Origin of the sequence: Halalkalicoccus paucihalophilus (assembly GCF_001593955.1) — an archaeon.
In the GTDB taxonomy this organism is placed as follows: domain Archaea; phylum Halobacteriota; class Halobacteria; order Halobacteriales; family Halalkalicoccaceae; genus Halalkalicoccus; species Halalkalicoccus paucihalophilus.
Map to the genome: position 1 here is coordinate 147738 of NZ_LTAZ01000003.1, position 16008 is coordinate 163745.

A 16008-nucleotide genomic window follows, 5' to 3' on the forward strand; every position below is an offset into this window, starting at 1 on the left:
CTCAACGGCCCTCGCGGAGCCGATTCCCGATCTCCGCCGGGAGATCGGCCGCCTCGACCGCCCCGATCACCGAGTCGATGTCGTACTCCACGCGACGCTCCTCGACCTCCCGCTCGTCGAGATCCACGACCGCGTACGCGGCGCGTGGATCGCTGTCACGGGGCTGGCCGACGCTTCCGGGGTTGCAGACGATCCCCCCGTCGTAGATCTCGTGGGCCTGGATGTGAGTGTGACCCATCACGAGGAGTTCCTCGTCTCCCAGGAGATCGGCCCCGAACTCCGCGGGATAGGTGTAGTGATCCGGGTTCTCGGGGTGGCCGTGGACGAGTTTCACGTTCCCATCCAGCTCCGTGCGCTCCTCCGGAAGCGCCGCGAGCCACTCCAACTGCTCGTCCGAGAGCTCCCGGCGGGCGTGCTCGACCCCGGCTCTCGCCATCGCGTTGAACCGAAAGGCGGTGTCGCTGGCGACCGCCCGGTCGTGATTCCCCATCACCGTCGGAATTCCCCGTTCGCGGACCGTTTCGAGACACTCGGCGGGCCACGGGTTGTAGCCGACGACGTCGCCCGCACACAGCAGGTGATCGACCGCGGGCATGTCCGAGAGCACTGCTTCGAGTGCGACTCGATTCGCGTGGATGTCGGAGAGGAGGCCGACGCGCATACCCCCTGTATGGGAGTGGAGGCCTTCAGTCCTGCCCGTTCTCGATCGCCCACTCGAACCCGTCGTCTTTCCGAACGACGCCCGCAGCACAGACCGCGTGTTCGAACTCGTGGTCGTATACCGTTCGAGCGGCCTCCTCCGCAGTTTCGGGCGAAAAGTCGATTTCCTCGGGACTGTCCTTCTCGTAAGTCGCGACCAGCCTCGGCTCCTCGACGCGCTCAACCAGCAGGGCGTCCTTCCGGACGATGCCTATGACGGCGCCCTCCCCGTCGAGCACGCCCGCGATCCGGGGGGTGTCGTAGTCGTCCTTCTCGTAATCCAGCGCGAGCAGGCTCGAAGCGAGCGCGTCGCGGGCGGGGTAGCCCAGGTCGATCTTCTCGGCGATCGGGTCGACGTGCGAGCCGTTGCCCAGTACCGCACCGTTTCCGGTCGAACGCACGCAGTTGTACGAGATGTAGGGGTTCTCGGTCTCCTCGGCCTCTTTGGTCGGGCCGACGGTGAGACGGTCTTCGCGCTCCGTGATCCGGCGGTTCGGGAACGAGCGTGAGGAGACACGGTAGGCCCCACAGTCGGGGCCGACGATTAGGAAGCGGCCGACGTACATACACGTCCGTGACTACTTCGTGGACAAATAGATGTCGATGTATGCATAGACAGGGTATGTGTGCTAGTCACATTGATGGTCGAAACGCGCAACGCTTACATTGTAGCGACGGATACGGACGGGTGCAAGCGTAGTCCCATGGGGTAGTGGCCAATCCTGAAGCCTTCTGGGGGCTTCGACCCAGGTTCGAATCCTGGTGGGACTATACCTTCCTTTCTGGCCTTTGGAACCGCGCTAGACCCCCGATTCCGATTCCAATCCGTGATCGGAATCGATTCGATGTCCAGTCCGTAATTTTATTACAGATTCATCTGTGTCTCAACTCGTCACTAGCTCTATGGTAACTTTAGACACGGTCTTCGATCTCCTTCGCAAGGAACGCCGTCGATACGCGCTGTACTATCTCGAACAGCAGGAGGGGAGGGTATCGATCGAGGAGGTCGCCGAGCAGGTCGCACAGTGGGAGGACGATTCCGCCGGCGACCCGACACCCGAGGAGTACGATCGGGTCGCGTTGTCGTTGTATCACACCCATCTCCCGAAGACGGCGAGTGCGGATTTCATCGAGTACGACGCCGAGGAAGGCGTGATAACCGTTCATGGGACGCCGACGGAGTTCGACGCCGTCCTGACGGTTGCGGAAGTGTTCGATGACAAGGACGAAACGACCGACTCGTGACGCCGACACTCGACCGTTTTCCCCTCCCATCCCTCTCCAGTCGTGTGAATATCAGGCACGTCGAATCGGATCACGGAAGCCTTATCCGTCGAGGGGGCATGGTTCTATTCGTAATGGCGAAAGGCGAAGTTGATTTCTTCAACGACACTGGCGGCTACGGTTTCATCTCGACGGACGACGCGGACGACGACGTGTTCTTCCACATGGAAGACGTTGGCGGCCCGGACCTCGAAGAAGGCACCGAGATCGAGTTCGACATCGAACAGGCCCCCAAGGGCCCCCGAGCGACCAACGTCACCCGCCTGTAAGGCGGACCACGACGTCTCAGCGGTTTCAACACATTCCAACATTTTTCGGACACTCATCCCATAGTGGCGTCGCTTCCGACATACCCCGGCGCCAAGCGAGTCGCTTCAAGGACGGCCACGAACCGTCGAACTGCCGGCGGGTACCGGTGAGCCACTCCGAAGACGGAACGCCCGCGATCGCCGCCTCACCAACCGTTTACCGCCTGTGATCCGTATTCGGTGTCGATGGCAGCCAACTGGAGCGCCGAGTCGATACAGGACCTTTCAGGGGCAACGATCGTCGTCACCGGTGCGAACAGTGGTCTCGGCTACGAGGCCACGAAAGCGTTCGCCCGCGAGGGCGGGCACGTGATCATGGCCTGTCGGAGCGAGAAACGGGGCCGGACCGCGGCCGAATCGATCCGCGAGGACCTCCCGAGCGCCTCGCTGTCGGTCCACGAGTGCGATCTCGCGGATCTGGATTCCGTTCGGGCGTTCGCCCGGGAGTTCGAGGCGACCTACCCCTCGCTCCATGTCCTCTGTAACAACGCGGGCGTAATGGCGATCCCCCGGACCGAGACCGAACAGGGCTTCGAGACGCAGTTCGGCGTCAACCACCTGGGCCACTTCGCGCTGACGGGCCTCCTCCTCGACCGCCTCCGCGAAACCGGCGGCGAGACCCGCGTCGTCACCCAGAGCAGTGCGGTCCACGAGCGCGGCCGAATCGACTTTTCGGACCTACAGGGCGAAACACAGTACGACCCGTGGAACGCCTACGCCCAGTCGAAACTCGCGAACCTGCTCTTTGCCTACGAACTCGACCGGCGACTCTCCGAGAGCGAGGGCGAGATCGAAAGCGCCGCCTGTCATCCCGGTTACGCCGCGACCGACCTCCAGCGACGCGGCCCGGAGATGCGCGGGTCGCGTCTCCGGTTGTGGGCGATGGGCGCGATGAACGCCCTCGTCGCCCAGGACGCCGAGACCGGTGCACTCCCCCTCCTCTACGCCGCGACCCACCCCGAAATCGAGGGCGGAGAGTACGTCGGCCCCGGCGGGTTCATGGGGATGCGCGGCGCGCCCGAGATCCAGCGTTCGAGCGAGCGCTCCTACGACCGCGAGGACGCCGCCCGGCTCTGGGAGCTCTCCGAGGAGCTCACCGGCGTCGATTACCGCCTGTGAACCCGCATCGCCATCCCGTCGGCGGGATGCATCGTCAGCGAGGGCCGCAGATCGAGCGGTCCCTCCCCGACCCGCTCCAACCTGTATTCCCGGCCGACAGTCGCGAGGATCAGCGTCGCTTCGAGGAGTGAGAACTGCCGGCCGATACAGCTCCGGGAACCGCCCCCGAACGGGAAGTACGCGAACCGGTGGCGTTTTTCGGCTCGTTCGGGGAGCCACCGGTCGGGGTCGAACTCCTCGGGGTCGTCGTACCATCTGGGATCCCGGTGGACGCCCCACTGGGGCAGCATGAGTAGCGAGCCGGCAGGAACGTCGTAGCCCGCGAGATCCATCGGCGTGACCGTCTCGCGGAACAGGGTGTAGACCGGCGGGTACAGTCGCATCGCCTCCGTGAGGACGCGGTTCGTATAGTCGAGCTTCCGGGCTTCGGCCGCCGTCGGGGATGCCCCGCCCAGCACCGTGTCGAGTTCCTCGTGGAACCGTCGCTCGACTTCGGGGTGTTCCGAGAGCAGGAACCACGTATAGGTCAGCGACAACGCGGTCGTGTCGTGACCGGCGAGCAGCATCGTCATCAGTTCGTCGCGCACTCGCTCCTCGGGGATCGCACCGCTTCGCTCGGCCCGAAGCAGGATCGCCAAGAGGTCCTCGCCCTCCTCCCCGCGGCGTTCGGCGACGATCCCGTCGATCACCGCCTCCAGTTCGCGGATCGACGACCGGTACGAGCGAGTCTCGGGGGTCGGCAACCAGTCGGGTAACAGGAACCGTATCGGGTCGGGTTCGAAGCGCCGACCCAGGGGTTCGAGGTTCTCCTGGACTCGCCGGGTTCGTGCCTCGCCGAGGTCGGCCCCGAACATCGCTTCGACGATGATGCCGACGGTCAGACGCGCCATCTCCCGTTCTACGTTTCGCACGTCGCCGTCGGTCCACCCTGCGATTGCATCGCGTGTGCGCTCGACCATCATCGAGTCTAATCCTGCTAACCGGCGCATGTCGAAGGCGGGCTGGGAGAGTTCGCGCATCCGCCGCCAGACCGAGCCCTCGCTCAACAACAGCCCCTCGCCGAGAAGCTCCCCCCAAGGCGTCGGCCTGAAAGTCGGGCTTTCTCACCGAGTCCTCCTCGCTGACCAGCACCCGCTCGATGTCGCTCGGATCGGTCAGCAGCCACGTCTCGCGGGGTCCCAGCGTGAAGACGGCGGCGTCGCCGTAGGCGTCACGGACGGCCTCGATGAATCGAAACGGATCCCGCGCGTAGCGATGGGTGTTCCCGACGACCGGTAGCCCCTTCGGCCCCGGTGGATGCGTCGCCATGCCGTCACTACGGATGCTGACAGGAATACTCTTTGCCCGCCACGATTTCGGCCGAACGCGGGCCGAACCCCGATCCCAACGGATCCGTGCGTGTTACGACCGCTCGGTCCCGGTCACCTGTCGATGGGTGCCGACGACGAGTTCCCGGAGCACGGGCATCCCGTCGTAGGTCCACAGCAGGAACGCACAGCCCATCAGTCCGAGCTGGAAGGTCAGCTCCGGCGACGGATCCAGCGTGATCAGTTGGTAGGCGAGGGGGACGAACGCCTCGAGGAAGCCGTTGATCAGCCCCTGTCCGTGTTCTCCCTCCGCCTGTTCGAGCGGCCAGAGGACCCGCTCGACGGGGAATCGCCCGTAGCGGGGGTAATCCGGGATCACGTCGCTCGGCAGGTGCAGCAGGTAGCCGGCTCCGAACGCGAGTCCGGCCCGTGGGCGTCCCAGCCGATGGGCGAGCACGCCGGCGAGGACCGACAGCGGGACCGCGACGAACACCGAGTGGCCAATCGCGTACCCACCGGGGAATATCCCGAACTGCCACGACAGGGTCTTATCGAGGAGATCGGGAAACAGCGCCGCGAAGACGACCGCCAGAGCCGCCACTCCGTCCGGCCCCTCGCGGTAGACGAGGTGGCTGAACAGGGAGTAGGCGACGTAGCCGACGATGACGTGTTCCCAGGGCCACATGTTCTACTCGCCTGATAGTTACGCGCGTGACGTTAATACCTTTCTGCATGTCGTTGTTAACTCGCCACACACCGATTTCGCCTCGAGTTGTGCCAGTTTGGTCCGGTTTCACGAGCTGCTTACCGCCGTCCTCGCCGTCGAACGGGCCGTGAAGGCCGTAGATACGTTCTCGAACCGCGGGGTCGTCCCTTCGTACCGGAGTTCGTCGTCGCTATCGCTGCCACGCCCCGGGGGCGATTCCGAGACGGCGGGCGGCGAATGGGTAGCCCCCTGCGATCAGGATCGCTACCGCGAACGAGGCCCAGAAGCCGATATCGCCGTAGAGTTCCTGGATCGCAAACAGTACCGCGAACATCGCCGCGACCATCGCCAGGTAGTGCGGCAGTAGTTCTACGAGTCGGGAGCCGAACGAAGCCATTTACCCGCCCTACGCGTCCAGACGGAGTATAGTTACGGATTCCGATACCCGTTTGTCGCTGGAGTCGAACGACGAAAGCTCCCTCTGGTGATCACCACACGACTACGAGGAACCCGACGAGCAGCGCGCCGGTGAGTACGACCTGCATCGCCGTCGAGGCGAGCATTCCCAGTGTCGTGTAGAGCGCCGTCCGACCGCTCCGTTCGAGGTCGCCCGAGCGCTCGAACTCGAGGGCGAAGGTCACGATCACTACGCCCGCGAGCATACCGATCGGCCCCGTCAGGAAGAGGAGGACGAACCCGACCGCCCCGGCGATCGCCGCCGTCTTCAACGAGGCCCCGCTGGCCGTCGAGGAGATCACGCTCGAGAGGAAGTCGAAGGCGAGCGTCAACAGTCCCAACAGGGTCGCCCCCACGAGAAAGAGGACACCGGGTTCCGCGAAGCCGCTCTGCCACCAGTAGTAGTAGATCCCGACCAGCGAGAGCAGCGCGCCCGGAACGAGCGGAACGAAACTCCCCAGTACCCCACAGACGAGCAGCGCGACGGCGAGTGCGAGCACGAGGTCGACCATCAGCGTTCGTAGGCCCCCCGTCGGACCAACTCCCCGCGTTTTGCGAGCACGCTCGGGGTGCGACAGACCCCCCGTGCGCCCGCGACCTGCGGGACGGTGCAGTTGTTGCAGTTCTCACAGACCGCCCGTTCACCCGAGAGAACGCGCGCGGGCAGGCGTGGCTCGGCGTAGAAGGGTCGGCCCATCCCGACGGCGTCGGCCCCCGTACCGAGCACTCGCCCTATTTGGGGGCCACGGATCCCGCCCTCACAGAGGACGGGAATCGAGACCCGCTTGCGCACCTCCTCACAGAGCCCGGCGTTCCACGCTGGCTCGAAGTCGAAACCAGTGGCATGGATTCGGTTGGCGAGCGCGACCGCCCGCCAGCCCGCGCCGAAGGCGTCCTCGTAGCCCTCGGCGAAGCGCTCGTCGGCCCACGCGCGCTCGGGGAACTCGCCCCTGATGAGGCTCATGTCCCAGAACACCGAACCCCGAACGGGGGCGACTGCGTTGTAGCCCATCGCCTCGCAGGCCCGGCAGATCTCGATGGCATCTCGTTCTGAGAGATATCGCCGGACGACGGCTGGACTCCCGGTTTCGGCGGGAACTTTCGTCACGAGCGGCACCGACCCGGCGCGCTCGCGGACCTCGTCGTGGATCGCGGCGAGGAACCTGACGCGGTTCGTGAGGGACCCTCCGAACTCGTCGGTCCGACGGTTGTAGAACGGCGAGAGGAACTGCTGGACGATCCCCATGTTCGCACCCGCGATGTGGATCCCGTCGTAGCCCGCCGAGAGGGCGTATTTTGCCGAACGTCCGAAGTCGGCGGCCAGATCGTAGACCTCCTCGGTCGAGAGAACCTGCGGGTCGTACTCGAGGATTCCCAGCCGATCCGCGAGCCGGAGCGATCGGGGCGGCCGTGAGACCGCGAGCTGTTTTATATCCGGGTGCTCGGCGCGATAGCCCGCGTGCCACGTTTCCATGCTCCGCAGTCCGCCGTGTTCGAGTTGGAGGAAGACCCGCGAGCCATGGTCGTGAATCGCGTCGGTCAGTTCCCCGAGACGGGAGACGAACTCGGGATCGTGGACGCGGGTCATCCCCGGTGCGGCACAGCCGCCCTCGCCGCGGACGATCGTTGCGCCCTGGAATATCAGACCGACACCGGATTCGGCAGCGGGTTCGAGCTCGCTGATCAGGGTGTCGACCGCGCCGGGACCGTTGCCCGCACACTCCAGTAACGGGGCGCGATACAGTCGATTGGGTATCGAGAGCCCGCCGATAGTGAGTGGGTCGGTGAGCCGCGGGGACATGGCCCCTACTACGGGATCAGGAGAATAAGGGGTTCGGCCCTACAGCGAGCCCTCGGGCTGGTCCTGGTCGCCTTCGACGTCCTCTTCGATCCCCGCTAGATCCCGCTCGTCGTTGTACTCCTCGGGGCCTCCCTCGCTTCCGGTGAGCTCGTTGTACAGCGCCTCTTCTGCCTCCTCGGCGGTGTCGAAGCGCTCACCCTCCAGCCGGTCGAAGACGCTGCCGATGGATTCGGTTTCGTTGGGCATGTCGATGGGCTCCTGCCCGTAGTCGACCGCGAGCTCCTCGCTGGTCGCGGGGTACTTGTGCTCGGAAAGCATCTCGCCGAAGCGGTCGTCCGCGGCGGCGGATTCGGCGGCTTCGGCCCGCTCGCGCTGGCGTTCGCGTGCGCTCTCCTGTGGGTCTCGTTCTCCCATGTCCGTCGGTTCGTCGGCCCGGCCCATAACGGTTGGACCTGCAGACGCACCGTCCTATCGCTCGACGACCAGTAGCGCGACCCGTTCGCAGACCAGCTCTTCGAGGCTCGCGTCGCTCGCCGCTCGCTCGGCGTCCGTGATCGCGTAAAACTCCGTGATTCGTCCCTCGTCGGCCCGGTCACCGGGCTTCCACCCAGTCGGTTCGACGTGTTCCGAGAGCGCCTCGATCACCCCGCTCTCGTCCTCGCCGTCCACGACGATCACGACCGCCTGTTCGCCTTCTGAAACGCCGATTCCGAACGCCCGGTTGATCTGTCTTCGTCCGGCAGCATACAGCAGAACCTCGACGCTTTGCTCGCGGGCGATGGTCTCTCCGCGCTCGCGTGCCCGGTTCGCGAGTTCGACTGCGCGCGAGAGGTGGTCGGGACCGGCGACGTAGCGGGCGTCGAACGCCTGTACGACACAGCCGAACCGTTGGCCGATCGAGTCGAGATCCCCGAGAAAGGTATCGAGATCCGTAATCTCGGCGCTCCCTGCGAGAAGTTCCATTCAGAAATCACCCAACCCCGCCTGCCCATCGCCGCGATCGGGCTCGACTTCGACGGCCGCCGACTCGTCGGCCTCTACCCCCTCGATCGAGGGGTTCGGGTGGCCGGCGTTTCTGAGGATCGTCTCCGTGGTCTTCTCTCGTCCGCGAAGCGCCCCGAGGACGACCGATTTCTCGGCCGTTCGGAGGTCCTCACGGGTCTCGATCCCGGCCTCGAACAGCCAGCGCGCGCGCTTTCGGCCGACGTTGCCGACGCCGGTGAGCCCGAGCAGCTCCTCGCCCACGCCGTGTTCGACGCGCTGGCGCGCGGCGCTGATCGACGCGACCACGTCGGGTCCGAGGTCGAGTTCGACCGCGAGGCGCTCGGCGGCGTTGAGTAGCCACTCGGCAGTCTCGACTTTCCCACGGAGATCGCCGGGGCCGATCGAGTAGCGCTCGGTGATCCGGTCCTCGTCGACCTCGCTCGCCCAGTCCTCTAGTAAGGAAGCGGTCTTGAGCGCCGAGAGCCAGTCTTCGAACCTTTCAGACTCGAACTCGGTGGGCATATCTCCCAAGAACTCGGTCTCGCGCTCGTAGGCGATCTCGGTGTACTTCTCGCGGTCGCCCGACCGGAGGTAGAGCTCCCACATGTCGGGGGTGCGCGCGACGAGGTGATACAGGCCGAGCGCGCTCGCCTGCTCCGAACCCCGGAGTCCGTCGATCATCTCGGCGGCGCTCATGGGGTCGAGGTAGAGCCGCGAGACAGTGTGGCCGATTCCCGTCGCCTCGATGTTCCCACTATCGAGTTCGAGGAAGCCGTTCCGTTCGAGGTAGTCGAGCATCCGGTCCGTCACCGATTCGAGCCGACCGGGATCGGTCGACTGGGTCGCATAGAGGGTGCGTTCGAGGAACTCGAGGAGTCCCTCGTGAGTGTTCGCGAACCCGGAGGCGATCGTCGCGAGGATATGTGTGCGGAGTGCGGGTTCGGTCGCCAGTTTCGAGCGGACGGGTTCGGGGTCGGCCCAGACGTACCGTTCGAAGAGTTCGTCGAGTTCGTCGTGGTTCTTCGCGAGCAGCAGGGCCTCGCCGTAGGGATCGAGCCCGGGCCGGCCGGCTCGCCCCATCATCTGGTGGACCTCCAGCGTTGCGAGCGGTTTCATCCCGCCGGCGTCGCCGTCGTAGCGCTGCCAGTCCCGAACGATCACCCGCCTGCTGGGGGTGTTGACGCCCGCCGCGAGCGTCGGCGTCGCGCTGATCGCCTTGATCAGCCGGTTGCGGAAGGCGTCCTCGACGAGCGTGCGGTGCTCGCGCGCGAGGCCGGCGTGATGGAACGCCGCGCCGTTTTCGATGGCGTCAGCCAGATCGTCGCTGGTCTCCGAGTCGCTTACGCCCCGGACCTCCTCGGCGAGTTCGGCGAGCCGTGCTCGCTCTTCGTCCGTGAGCTGGTCCTCCACGGCCCCGCCCAGCCGGCGGGCGGCGGCCTCGGCGTTCCGTCGGGAGTTGACGAACACGAGCGAGGACCCCCCGTCGGAGAGGGCATTGGAAACGAGCGCAGTCGTCGGGTTTTCGCCCGACTCAACGACGAACTCCTCCTGTGAGCCGTCGTCGAAATGGAGTGCGCTGCCGTAGTGGACGCCTGTCCGAAGGTCGATGGGGCGCCACTCCGAGTGGACGAGTTCGGCGTCGAGCCACTCGGCGATCTCGCCCGCGTTTCCGACGGTCGCCGAGAGCGCGACCGTCTGGAGCGCGGGGTTCAACTGTCTGAGCTTCGCCAGCGTGACCTCCAGCGTGGGTCCGCGGTTCGCGTCGTCCACGAGGTGGATCTCGTCGGCGACGACACACGAGAGGTCCTCGATCCACGACGCGCCGTTCCGTACGAGCGAGTCGACCTTCTCGCTGGTGGCGACGACGATATCCCGATTGGAAAGCCACTCCTCGTCCGAGTCGTAATTTCCCGTCGAGACGCCCACCGAAACGCCGAAGGACTCGAAGCGCTCGAATTCTCGCTTCTTCTCGCTCGCCAGTGCCCGTAGCGGGACGATATACAGCGCCTTGCCGCCGCGTTCGACCGACGCGAGCATCGCGAGCTCGGCGATCAGGGTCTTGCCGCTGGCGGTGGGGACGCTCGCGACGACGCTCTCCCCCTCGGTGACGCCGGCCTCGACGGCCTCCGCTTGGGGCGGGTAGAGTTCCTCGATGCCCTCCTCGCGAAGGTGTTCCGCCACCCCCTCGGGAAGGCCCGAAAGCTCCGCGGTTTGCATTGGACGTTTTTGGCCCGTCAGTGGGTTTAAACTGTCGCACCGGGGCGGGCTCCGCCACGGTTTTAGGCCTCTCGGCGCAACCTCGGGTATGCGAATCGAATATGATAGAGACACCTGCATCGGGATCTACCAGTGCGTCGACGAATGGGAGAAGTTCGAGAAGGACATGGACGCCGGGAAGGCCGAACTCGTCGGCGCCGAGGAGACCGAGGACGGGACGTTCGTCCTCGAAGTCCCCGAGGGCGAGGAGTTCGACGCCGAGATGGCTGCCCGGGTCTGCCCGGTCGACGCCATCACGCTCTACGATGACGACGGCGAACAGACGGTTCCTTAACTCTGTAGATCCCAGAACTCGCGGGCGTCCTCGCGCTCGAAGAAGCCCTCCACACTGCGTTCCTCGCGTCCGCCCGGCGGCGACCCGGCGAAGACGCCGATCGCGTCGGCATCGGGATAGACGGTCACGTCGGGATCGCGCATCGTCGAGATCGCGAGATAGCGAAGCGGCTCCTCGGAGTCGTTGATCACGCGGTGAGCACCTGCCTCGCCGACCGGGAGCGCGACGTACTCGCCCGCCCGGAGGTCGTGTTTCTCCTCCTCACCTCGTAGGACGCCGGTCCCCGAGAGGACGTAGAGCGCCTCCTCGTTTCCCGTGTGGTAGTGATAGGGCCACGACCCGCTTTCAGGTGGGAGTTCGTAGAGGCTACACCCGATCCCCTCACCGCCCGCTTCCTCGGCCAGTTGCTTGCGCCGAAAGCGCGTGTCGCCGCGATCGGTTTCGTTCCACTCGAGGTCGGACTCGTTGACGCGATCCATGAGCACGTGCTCGCCGCGGACGGCGATAGTCGTTCGGGGCGGCTCGGTTCCCGCCCGGCTACTCGCCCGATGTCGACCGGTATCCGGCGGCGATCCCGGCGAATCCGACGAGCAGCATGAGTATCATCCCCGGATCCAGCAGTACCGCCGGATCGAACTCCCCCGAATAGGCGGCGGCCCACAGGACCGCCACACCCGGTAGTACCACGAGCGCCAGCACCAGCGCGGTCACGAACCCCTCGCTCGACGCGTTCACATCCCTTCTCTCGATGCGGCCCTCATACGATCTCGGGGTGGGGTGATCACTCGTATCCCTGCCGGTAGTCGACCGCGCGGTACAGGACGAAGAGTACGGCGTTGAGCACGCCTGCGAGCGCGAGAACCGTTCCGATCTGCGGACCGAGGGTCTCGAGCAGGCTGCCGGTCGATCCCACGTTGGCCATCCCGTACGTAAAAAAGGCGGCGATGGCACCCCAAACGAACAAAATCGCCGCGATTCGGGCCCCGTCCTCTACGTAATCCGACACCGGATGTGCGCTCGGAACGGAGGGTGGCTCGGACATAATTCCTTCTAATACTCGTGAAAAATATATGTTCCGGCCACGCGAGCGATGCCATCCGGCGCCGGTCAGGCGATCTCGTCGTACTGCTCGGCCAGTTTGTCGGCGGCCGCCCCCAGCTGCTCGCGCTCGTACTCGTCGAGGTCCCACTCCACCACTTCCTCGACGCCCTCGCTACCGAGTTTCGCGGGCACGCCCAGTCCGACGCCTTCGTGGCCGAACTCGCCGTCCAGGGGGACCGAGGCGGGGAACACCTCGCCGGTGTCGCGCACGACGGCCTCGACCATGTGGCCGACACCGGTGGCGGGGCCCCACTCGGTCGCGCCCTTGCGCTCGATGACGTTCATCGCGCTCTCCTGGAGTTCGTCAAGGATCTCCTCCTTTTCCGCATCGGAAAAGTCGGGATCCGTACCGTCGACGCGCACCTTCGAGAAGACGGGTACCTGCGCGTCGCCGTGCTCGCCGAGGATCGTCGCTTCGACGTTTTTCACCTGGGTGTCGAAGCGCTCGGCGAGGACGTATCGGAACCGTGCGGAGTCGAGCCGGCCGCCGAAGCCGATCACTTTCGTCCTATCGCGGTCGCCGACCTCGTAGAGGTGGCGGTTCAGCAGATCCACGGGATTCGAGGTGGTGATGGTTACGAAGTCGTCGTTGTGCTCGGCAAGCGAGGAGCCGATGTCGTCCATGATCGGGGCGTTGTCGCCGGCCAGATCCGTCCGACTCTGGCCCGGCGAGCGGGGGATTCCGGCGGTGATGACGACGACGTCCGAGCCCGCGGTGTCCTCGTAGCCACCCTGTCGGATCGTGGTGTTGGCGTCGTAGGCCACCCCGTGGTTGACGTCGGCGGCCTGCCCCACCGTGTCGTCTTCCTTCTCGGGGATGTCCACGAGGACGAGTTCGTCAGCGATGTCCCGCAGCGCGATGTTGTAGGCCGCGGCGGCACCCACCGTGCCGGCCGCGCCGACGACGCTCACTTTCGTCATATCACGTAGTACGGCCACGCCGAGGCCGTTAAACGTATCGGAACGGGGGGTTCTCGCGTCGGTTTGAGCGACCCACAGTCCTTTTCGGTATCACCGCCCTCTCTCCTCGTATGAGCGACTTCGATAAGGAAGCCGAACGCGAGAAGCTCCGGAAGAAATACGCGAACGAACGGCAGGACCGCGAGGCCACCCAGCGCATGAGCGACCTCCTGCTTCAGGGCGCGACCATGACCAACAAGCACTGTGATCGGTGTGGTGACCCGGTCTTCCGCTACGAGGGCCAGGAGTTCTGTGCCTCGTGTCAGGCCGCAGGACAGGTGGCCGATACCGGTGGAGCGGCCGACCCGGAGGAATCGCCCGACCCCGCCGAGACGGCCCCCGAGAGCGAGGCCGCCGCCCGCGCGGTCGCCGACGAGGAGCGCTCGGACCCGGTCGACACCGGTTCCCAGCCCTCCGAGGTCCGCGATCCCGAACCTGAGTCGGAGAGCCCGTCCTCCGCCGAGTCCCGTGAGTTACCCACCGAAACCCGGTCGGCCCCGACCGGGGCCGATCTCTCTGGAGCGCGCGAGGAACTCGGGCGGACGATCGCCACGCTCGCCCGACGGGCCGCCGACGCGAAGGATCCCCGGCGCGCCCGCGAATTCCTCGAAGCCGCGGACGAAGCCGCCGAAACCCTTGCAACGCTGAACGGGCGGTAATCGGACCGTTTCGAGCACGAGCGGTTCGATAGCCGAATTCCATCCTCTTCCCGCAGCACCCTTTGCGAACCCCGTTTTGCCATCGCCCGTGAATTAGCACGATCATTTATGCGTGATACGCCCACAAGCACGGACGATGTCCACGCACAACATGGCGGACTACGACGACTTACGCGAGACCTTTGAGTGGGCCGATATCTACACCGAAGCCGACTGGAACGCCCCCGAGGAGCTCAACGTCGCCCATGAGGTCTGTGATCGCCATCCCCCCGATCGAACCGCACTGGAGTACGCCGGAAGCGAGGGAGAGCGTGAGACGCTCACTTTCGGCGATCTGACCGAGCGCTCGAACCGATTCGCGAACGTTCTCACCGACCTCGTCGACCGGGGCGACCGCGTCTTCTCGTATATGCCGCGGATCCCCGAGCACTACGTCGCGCTCGTTGGGACCCTGAAGGCCGGTGCAGTCTTCGGCGGGGTCAACGAGCGGTTCGGTCCGGAGGGGATCGCCTATCGGCTCGACGACTGCGACGCGAAGGCTGTCGTCACGACCGCCGACAACCGCGAGACGGTCGGAACCGCCCTCGAAAACGCCCCATCGGTCGAGCACGTGATCACCGTCGGCGAGGGTCGGACGGGGGACCTCGACTTCCACGAGGAGTGCGGGGCGGCGAGCCCCGAGTTCGAGGCCGTCCGTACGGGTGGCGAGGACGACGCCCTGCTCTACTACACCAGCGGCACTACCGGCAGGGCGAAGGGCGTACTCCACAAGCACCGCTGGATCGCGGGCGTCGCGGCCACCCAGCGCTTTGCAGTCGACCTCCAAGACGAGGACCTCTACTGGTCGACCGGGGACTTAGGCTGGCTCACCGGCCCGATCAACACGCTGGGAGCGTGGTTCTGGGGAACGAGCCAGTTCACCTACGAGGGCGAGTTCGACCCCGAGGCGTGGGCGGAACTGCTCGACGAATACCCCATCACGGTCCTGTTCAGCGTTCCCACGGCCTACCGGATGCTCCGCGAGCGCGAGTCGATCCTCGAGGACGTCGAGTTGGACCTGCGTCACGCCCTCTCGATCGGCGAACCCCTTTCCGCTGGCGTCGTCGACTGGGGCGAGGAGGTACTGGGGGTGACGATCCACGACACCTACGGCCAGACCGAGACGGGGAACATGATCATCAACAACTACCCCACGATGGAGGTACGTCCCGGTAGCATGGGAAAGCCCCTCCCCGGAATCGAGGCGACCGTCGTGGATCCCGAGACGGGCGAACCGCTCGAACCCGGAGAAACCGGCGAGATCGCCCAGCGAGGGGACTATCCCTGCTTTTTCGCCGAATACTGGGAGCAGCCCGAGAAGACAGAGGGATGTTTCAAAAACGACTGGTACCTCTCGGGGGATCTCGGCTACCTCGATTCTGATGGCTACTTCTGGTTCGAGGGGCGGGCCGACGACGTGATCATCTCCTCGGGTTACCGGATCGGTCCCTTCGAGGTCGAGAGTTCGCTCGGCGAACACCCCGCCGTCGCCGAGGCCGCCGTCGTCCCGAAATCCGACCCCGAGCGGGGCAACATCGTCAAGGCCTACGTCGTCCTCAGCGAGGGAACCGACCCCTCCGAGGCCCTCGTCTCCGACATCCAGAACCACGTCAAAAAGGAACTCGCAGCCCACGAATACCCGCGAGAGATCGAGTTCGTCGAAGAACTACCCAAGACGGTGACCGGCAAGATCCGCCGTACCGAACTCCGCGAGGAGACGGCTTAGTCGCCGGCCGACAGCGGCTGTGTTCGTCTCCCCGCCGGTAGGCTGGCGCTCTCGTCTTCGATCCGGTACTCGATTTCCGTGACGAACTCGATATCGACTAGTGTGTCCTGCTGGTCGCCGTTGCCGTAGTACTCGCTCTCCCACTCGTTCCACCGCTCCTCTTCGTGTTGTGGCTCCCCGTACCGCGATTGCGGATCTACGTCCGCCGATTCGGATCGCGTAGTAAACATTGTTTCTCGTATTCGAGTAAACTCTCTCCATACTAATAACTCTACTCTACAAACAACTAGTTGTGTATAATGACCACG

20 protein-coding genes, 1 tRNA gene and 1 pseudogene are annotated in these 16008 nt (G+C 65.3%); 7 read left to right on the forward strand and 15 right to left on the reverse strand.

From position 1 onward, the window contains the following. Position 1 precedes the first annotated feature (1 nt). Positions 2 to 661 (reverse strand): metallophosphoesterase family protein, encoded by a 660-nt coding sequence (locus tag HAPAU_RS04295; RefSeq protein WP_066380035.1) that lies wholly within the window; start codon positions 659 to 661, stop codon positions 2 to 4. Positions 662 to 686: 25 nt separating this feature from the next. Continuing rightward, the gene (locus HAPAU_RS04300; RefSeq protein ID WP_066380036.1) at positions 687 to 1265 is read right to left on the reverse strand and encodes an IMP cyclohydrolase; all 579 of its coding nucleotides are present in this window, start codon (positions 1263 to 1265) and stop codon (positions 687 to 689) included. Positions 1266 to 1397: 132 nt separating this feature from the next. On the opposite strand from HAPAU_RS04300, the gene HAPAU_RS04305 reads away from it, so the two are divergent. The 4 genes from HAPAU_RS04305 to HAPAU_RS04320 all read left to right on the forward strand — a co-directional run bounded on the left by HAPAU_RS04305 (position 1398) and on the right by HAPAU_RS04320 (position 3410). Then, positions 1398 to 1470, forward strand: a tRNA-Gln gene (locus tag HAPAU_RS04305). Between the two features lie 132 nt (positions 1471 to 1602). Then, entirely contained in the window at positions 1603 to 1944 is a 342-nt protein-coding gene (locus HAPAU_RS04310; RefSeq protein WP_066380045.1) for a DUF7344 domain-containing protein, read from the forward strand. 113 nt (positions 1945 to 2057) lie between these two features. Further along, the gene (locus tag HAPAU_RS04315; protein WP_066380048.1) at positions 2058 to 2252 is read left to right on the forward strand and encodes a cold-shock protein; all 195 of its coding nucleotides are present in this window, start codon (positions 2058 to 2060) and stop codon (positions 2250 to 2252) included. A gap of 225 nt (positions 2253 to 2477) precedes the next feature. Further along, complete coding sequence (locus tag HAPAU_RS04320; RefSeq protein ID WP_066380050.1) at positions 2478 to 3410, forward strand: oxidoreductase; 933 nt, start codon at positions 2478 to 2480, stop codon at positions 3408 to 3410. On the opposite strand, the pseudogene HAPAU_RS04325 reads toward HAPAU_RS04320, so the two are convergent. From HAPAU_RS04325 to HAPAU_RS04360, 8 genes and pseudogenes are all read right to left on the reverse strand, one after another. Continuing rightward, positions 3398 to 4718 (reverse strand): annotated as a pseudogene (locus tag HAPAU_RS04325) (cytochrome P450). The gene HAPAU_RS04320 and the pseudogene HAPAU_RS04325 overlap by 13 nt on opposite strands. Before the next feature lie 93 nt (positions 4719 to 4811). Beyond that, positions 4812 to 5402, reverse strand: a complete 591-nt coding sequence (locus HAPAU_RS04330; protein WP_066380055.1) for a metal-dependent hydrolase — start codon at positions 5400 to 5402, stop codon at positions 4812 to 4814. 211 nt (positions 5403 to 5613) lie between these two features. Next, positions 5614 to 5820 (reverse strand): hypothetical protein, encoded by a 207-nt coding sequence (locus HAPAU_RS04335; RefSeq protein ID WP_066380057.1) that lies wholly within the window; start codon positions 5818 to 5820, stop codon positions 5614 to 5616. Between the two features lie 91 nt (positions 5821 to 5911). Continuing rightward, positions 5912 to 6391, reverse strand: a complete 480-nt coding sequence (locus HAPAU_RS04340) for a DUF456 domain-containing protein (RefSeq protein ID WP_066380058.1) — start codon at positions 6389 to 6391, stop codon at positions 5912 to 5914. Then, a complete protein-coding gene (locus HAPAU_RS04345) occupies positions 6391 to 7680 on the reverse strand; it encodes an oxidoreductase (protein ID WP_066380060.1) in 1290 nt (429 codons plus the stop codon). The genes HAPAU_RS04340 and HAPAU_RS04345 overlap by 1 nt, the downstream gene beginning before the upstream one ends. 39 nt (positions 7681 to 7719) lie before the next feature. Then, entirely contained in the window at positions 7720 to 8094 is a 375-nt protein-coding gene (locus HAPAU_RS04350; RefSeq protein WP_066380323.1) for a DUF5789 family protein, read from the reverse strand. Positions 8095 to 8148: 54 nt separating this feature from the next. After that, positions 8149 to 8643: a KEOPS complex subunit Cgi121 gene (cgi121, locus tag HAPAU_RS04355; protein ID WP_066380062.1), complete on the reverse strand. Its 495-nt coding sequence runs from the start codon at positions 8641 to 8643 to the stop codon at positions 8149 to 8151. Beyond that, positions 8644 to 10881, reverse strand: a complete 2238-nt coding sequence (locus HAPAU_RS04360) for an ATP-dependent DNA helicase (RefSeq protein ID WP_066380071.1) — start codon at positions 10879 to 10881, stop codon at positions 8644 to 8646. Positions 10882 to 10969: 88 nt separating this feature from the next. On the opposite strand from HAPAU_RS04360, the gene HAPAU_RS04365 reads away from it, so the two are divergent. Then, positions 10970 to 11215, forward strand: a complete 246-nt coding sequence (locus HAPAU_RS04365) for a ferredoxin (RefSeq protein WP_066380072.1) — start codon at positions 10970 to 10972, stop codon at positions 11213 to 11215. On the opposite strand, the gene HAPAU_RS04370 is transcribed toward HAPAU_RS04365, so the two are convergent. The 4 genes from HAPAU_RS04370 to mdh form a co-directional block, all read right to left on the reverse strand. Then, positions 11212 to 11694, reverse strand: a complete 483-nt coding sequence (locus HAPAU_RS04370) for a cupin domain-containing protein (RefSeq protein WP_066380074.1) — start codon at positions 11692 to 11694, stop codon at positions 11212 to 11214. The genes HAPAU_RS04365 and HAPAU_RS04370 overlap by 4 nt on opposite strands. Before the next feature lie 58 nt (positions 11695 to 11752). Next, on the reverse strand, positions 11753 to 11950 hold the full coding sequence (locus tag HAPAU_RS04375; RefSeq protein WP_066380076.1) for a hypothetical protein: 198 nt from the start codon (positions 11948 to 11950) through the stop codon (positions 11753 to 11755). A gap of 46 nt (positions 11951 to 11996) precedes the next feature. After that, positions 11997 to 12257, reverse strand: coding sequence for a hypothetical protein (locus tag HAPAU_RS04380; protein WP_066380078.1), 261 nt, complete (start codon positions 12255 to 12257; stop codon positions 11997 to 11999). A 65-nt stretch (positions 12258 to 12322) separates the two neighbouring features. Further along, positions 12323 to 13237, reverse strand: coding sequence for a malate dehydrogenase (gene mdh / locus HAPAU_RS04385; protein ID WP_066380079.1), 915 nt, complete (start codon positions 13235 to 13237; stop codon positions 12323 to 12325). Positions 13238 to 13347: 110 nt separating this feature from the next. On the opposite strand from mdh, the gene HAPAU_RS04390 reads away from it, so the two are divergent. Together HAPAU_RS04390 and HAPAU_RS04395 are read left to right on the forward strand one after the other, a co-directional pair. Further along, positions 13348 to 13935, forward strand: a complete 588-nt coding sequence (locus HAPAU_RS04390; RefSeq protein WP_066380080.1) for an Sjogren's syndrome/scleroderma autoantigen 1 family protein — start codon at positions 13348 to 13350, stop codon at positions 13933 to 13935. Between the two features lie 136 nt (positions 13936 to 14071). Continuing rightward, positions 14072 to 15700, forward strand: a complete 1629-nt coding sequence (locus HAPAU_RS04395) for an acyl-CoA synthetase (RefSeq protein WP_066380081.1) — start codon at positions 14072 to 14074, stop codon at positions 15698 to 15700. Here HAPAU_RS04395 and HAPAU_RS04400 read toward each other — a convergent pair. Beyond that, positions 15697 to 15930, reverse strand: a complete 234-nt coding sequence (locus HAPAU_RS04400) for a hypothetical protein (RefSeq protein ID WP_066380083.1) — start codon at positions 15928 to 15930, stop codon at positions 15697 to 15699. The two genes, HAPAU_RS04395 and HAPAU_RS04400, sit on opposite strands and share 4 nt — an antisense overlap. Positions 15931 to 16008: the final 78 nt, after the last annotated feature.

Bases quoted from the DNA above. Each gene is read 5' to 3' on its own strand.
- HAPAU_RS04295 (WP_066380035.1), bottom strand. From the start codon at position 661: ATGCGCGTCGGCCTCCTCTCCGACATCCACGCGAATCGAGTCGCACTC.
- HAPAU_RS04300 (WP_066380036.1), bottom strand. From the start codon at position 1,265: ATGTACGTCGGCCGCTTCCTAATCGTCGGCCCCGACTGTGGGGCCTAC.
- HAPAU_RS04310 (WP_066380045.1), top strand. From the start codon at position 1,603: ATGGTAACTTTAGACACGGTCTTCGATCTCCTTCGCAAGGAACGCCGT.
- HAPAU_RS04315 (WP_066380048.1), top strand. From the start codon at position 2,058: ATGGCGAAAGGCGAAGTTGATTTCTTCAACGACACTGGCGGCTACGGT.
- HAPAU_RS04320 (WP_066380050.1), top strand. From the start codon at position 2,478: ATGGCAGCCAACTGGAGCGCCGAGTCGATACAGGACCTTTCAGGGGCA.
- HAPAU_RS04330 (WP_066380055.1), bottom strand. From the start codon at position 5,402: ATGTGGCCCTGGGAACACGTCATCGTCGGCTACGTCGCCTACTCCCTG.
- HAPAU_RS04335 (WP_066380057.1), bottom strand. From the start codon at position 5,820: ATGGCTTCGTTCGGCTCCCGACTCGTAGAACTACTGCCGCACTACCTG.
- HAPAU_RS04340 (WP_066380058.1), bottom strand. From the start codon at position 6,391: ATGGTCGACCTCGTGCTCGCACTCGCCGTCGCGCTGCTCGTCTGTGGG.
- HAPAU_RS04345 (WP_066380060.1), bottom strand. From the start codon at position 7,680: ATGTCCCCGCGGCTCACCGACCCACTCACTATCGGCGGGCTCTCGATA.
- HAPAU_RS04350 (WP_066380323.1), bottom strand. From the start codon at position 8,094: ATGGGAGAACGAGACCCACAGGAGAGCGCACGCGAACGCCAGCGCGAG.
- cgi121 (WP_066380062.1), bottom strand. From the start codon at position 8,643: ATGGAACTTCTCGCAGGGAGCGCCGAGATTACGGATCTCGATACCTTT.
- HAPAU_RS04360 (WP_066380071.1), bottom strand. From the start codon at position 10,881: ATGCAAACCGCGGAGCTTTCGGGCCTTCCCGAGGGGGTGGCGGAACAC.
- HAPAU_RS04365 (WP_066380072.1), top strand. From the start codon at position 10,970: ATGCGAATCGAATATGATAGAGACACCTGCATCGGGATCTACCAGTGC.
- HAPAU_RS04370 (WP_066380074.1), bottom strand. From the start codon at position 11,694: ATGGATCGCGTCAACGAGTCCGACCTCGAGTGGAACGAAACCGATCGC.
- HAPAU_RS04380 (WP_066380078.1), bottom strand. From the start codon at position 12,257: ATGTCCGAGCCACCCTCCGTTCCGAGCGCACATCCGGTGTCGGATTAC.
- mdh (WP_066380079.1), bottom strand. From the start codon at position 13,237: ATGACGAAAGTGAGCGTCGTCGGCGCGGCCGGCACGGTGGGTGCCGCC.
- HAPAU_RS04390 (WP_066380080.1), top strand. From the start codon at position 13,348: ATGAGCGACTTCGATAAGGAAGCCGAACGCGAGAAGCTCCGGAAGAAA.
- HAPAU_RS04395 (WP_066380081.1), top strand. From the start codon at position 14,072: ATGTCCACGCACAACATGGCGGACTACGACGACTTACGCGAGACCTTT.
- HAPAU_RS04400 (WP_066380083.1), bottom strand. From the start codon at position 15,930: ATGTTTACTACGCGATCCGAATCGGCGGACGTAGATCCGCAATCGCGG.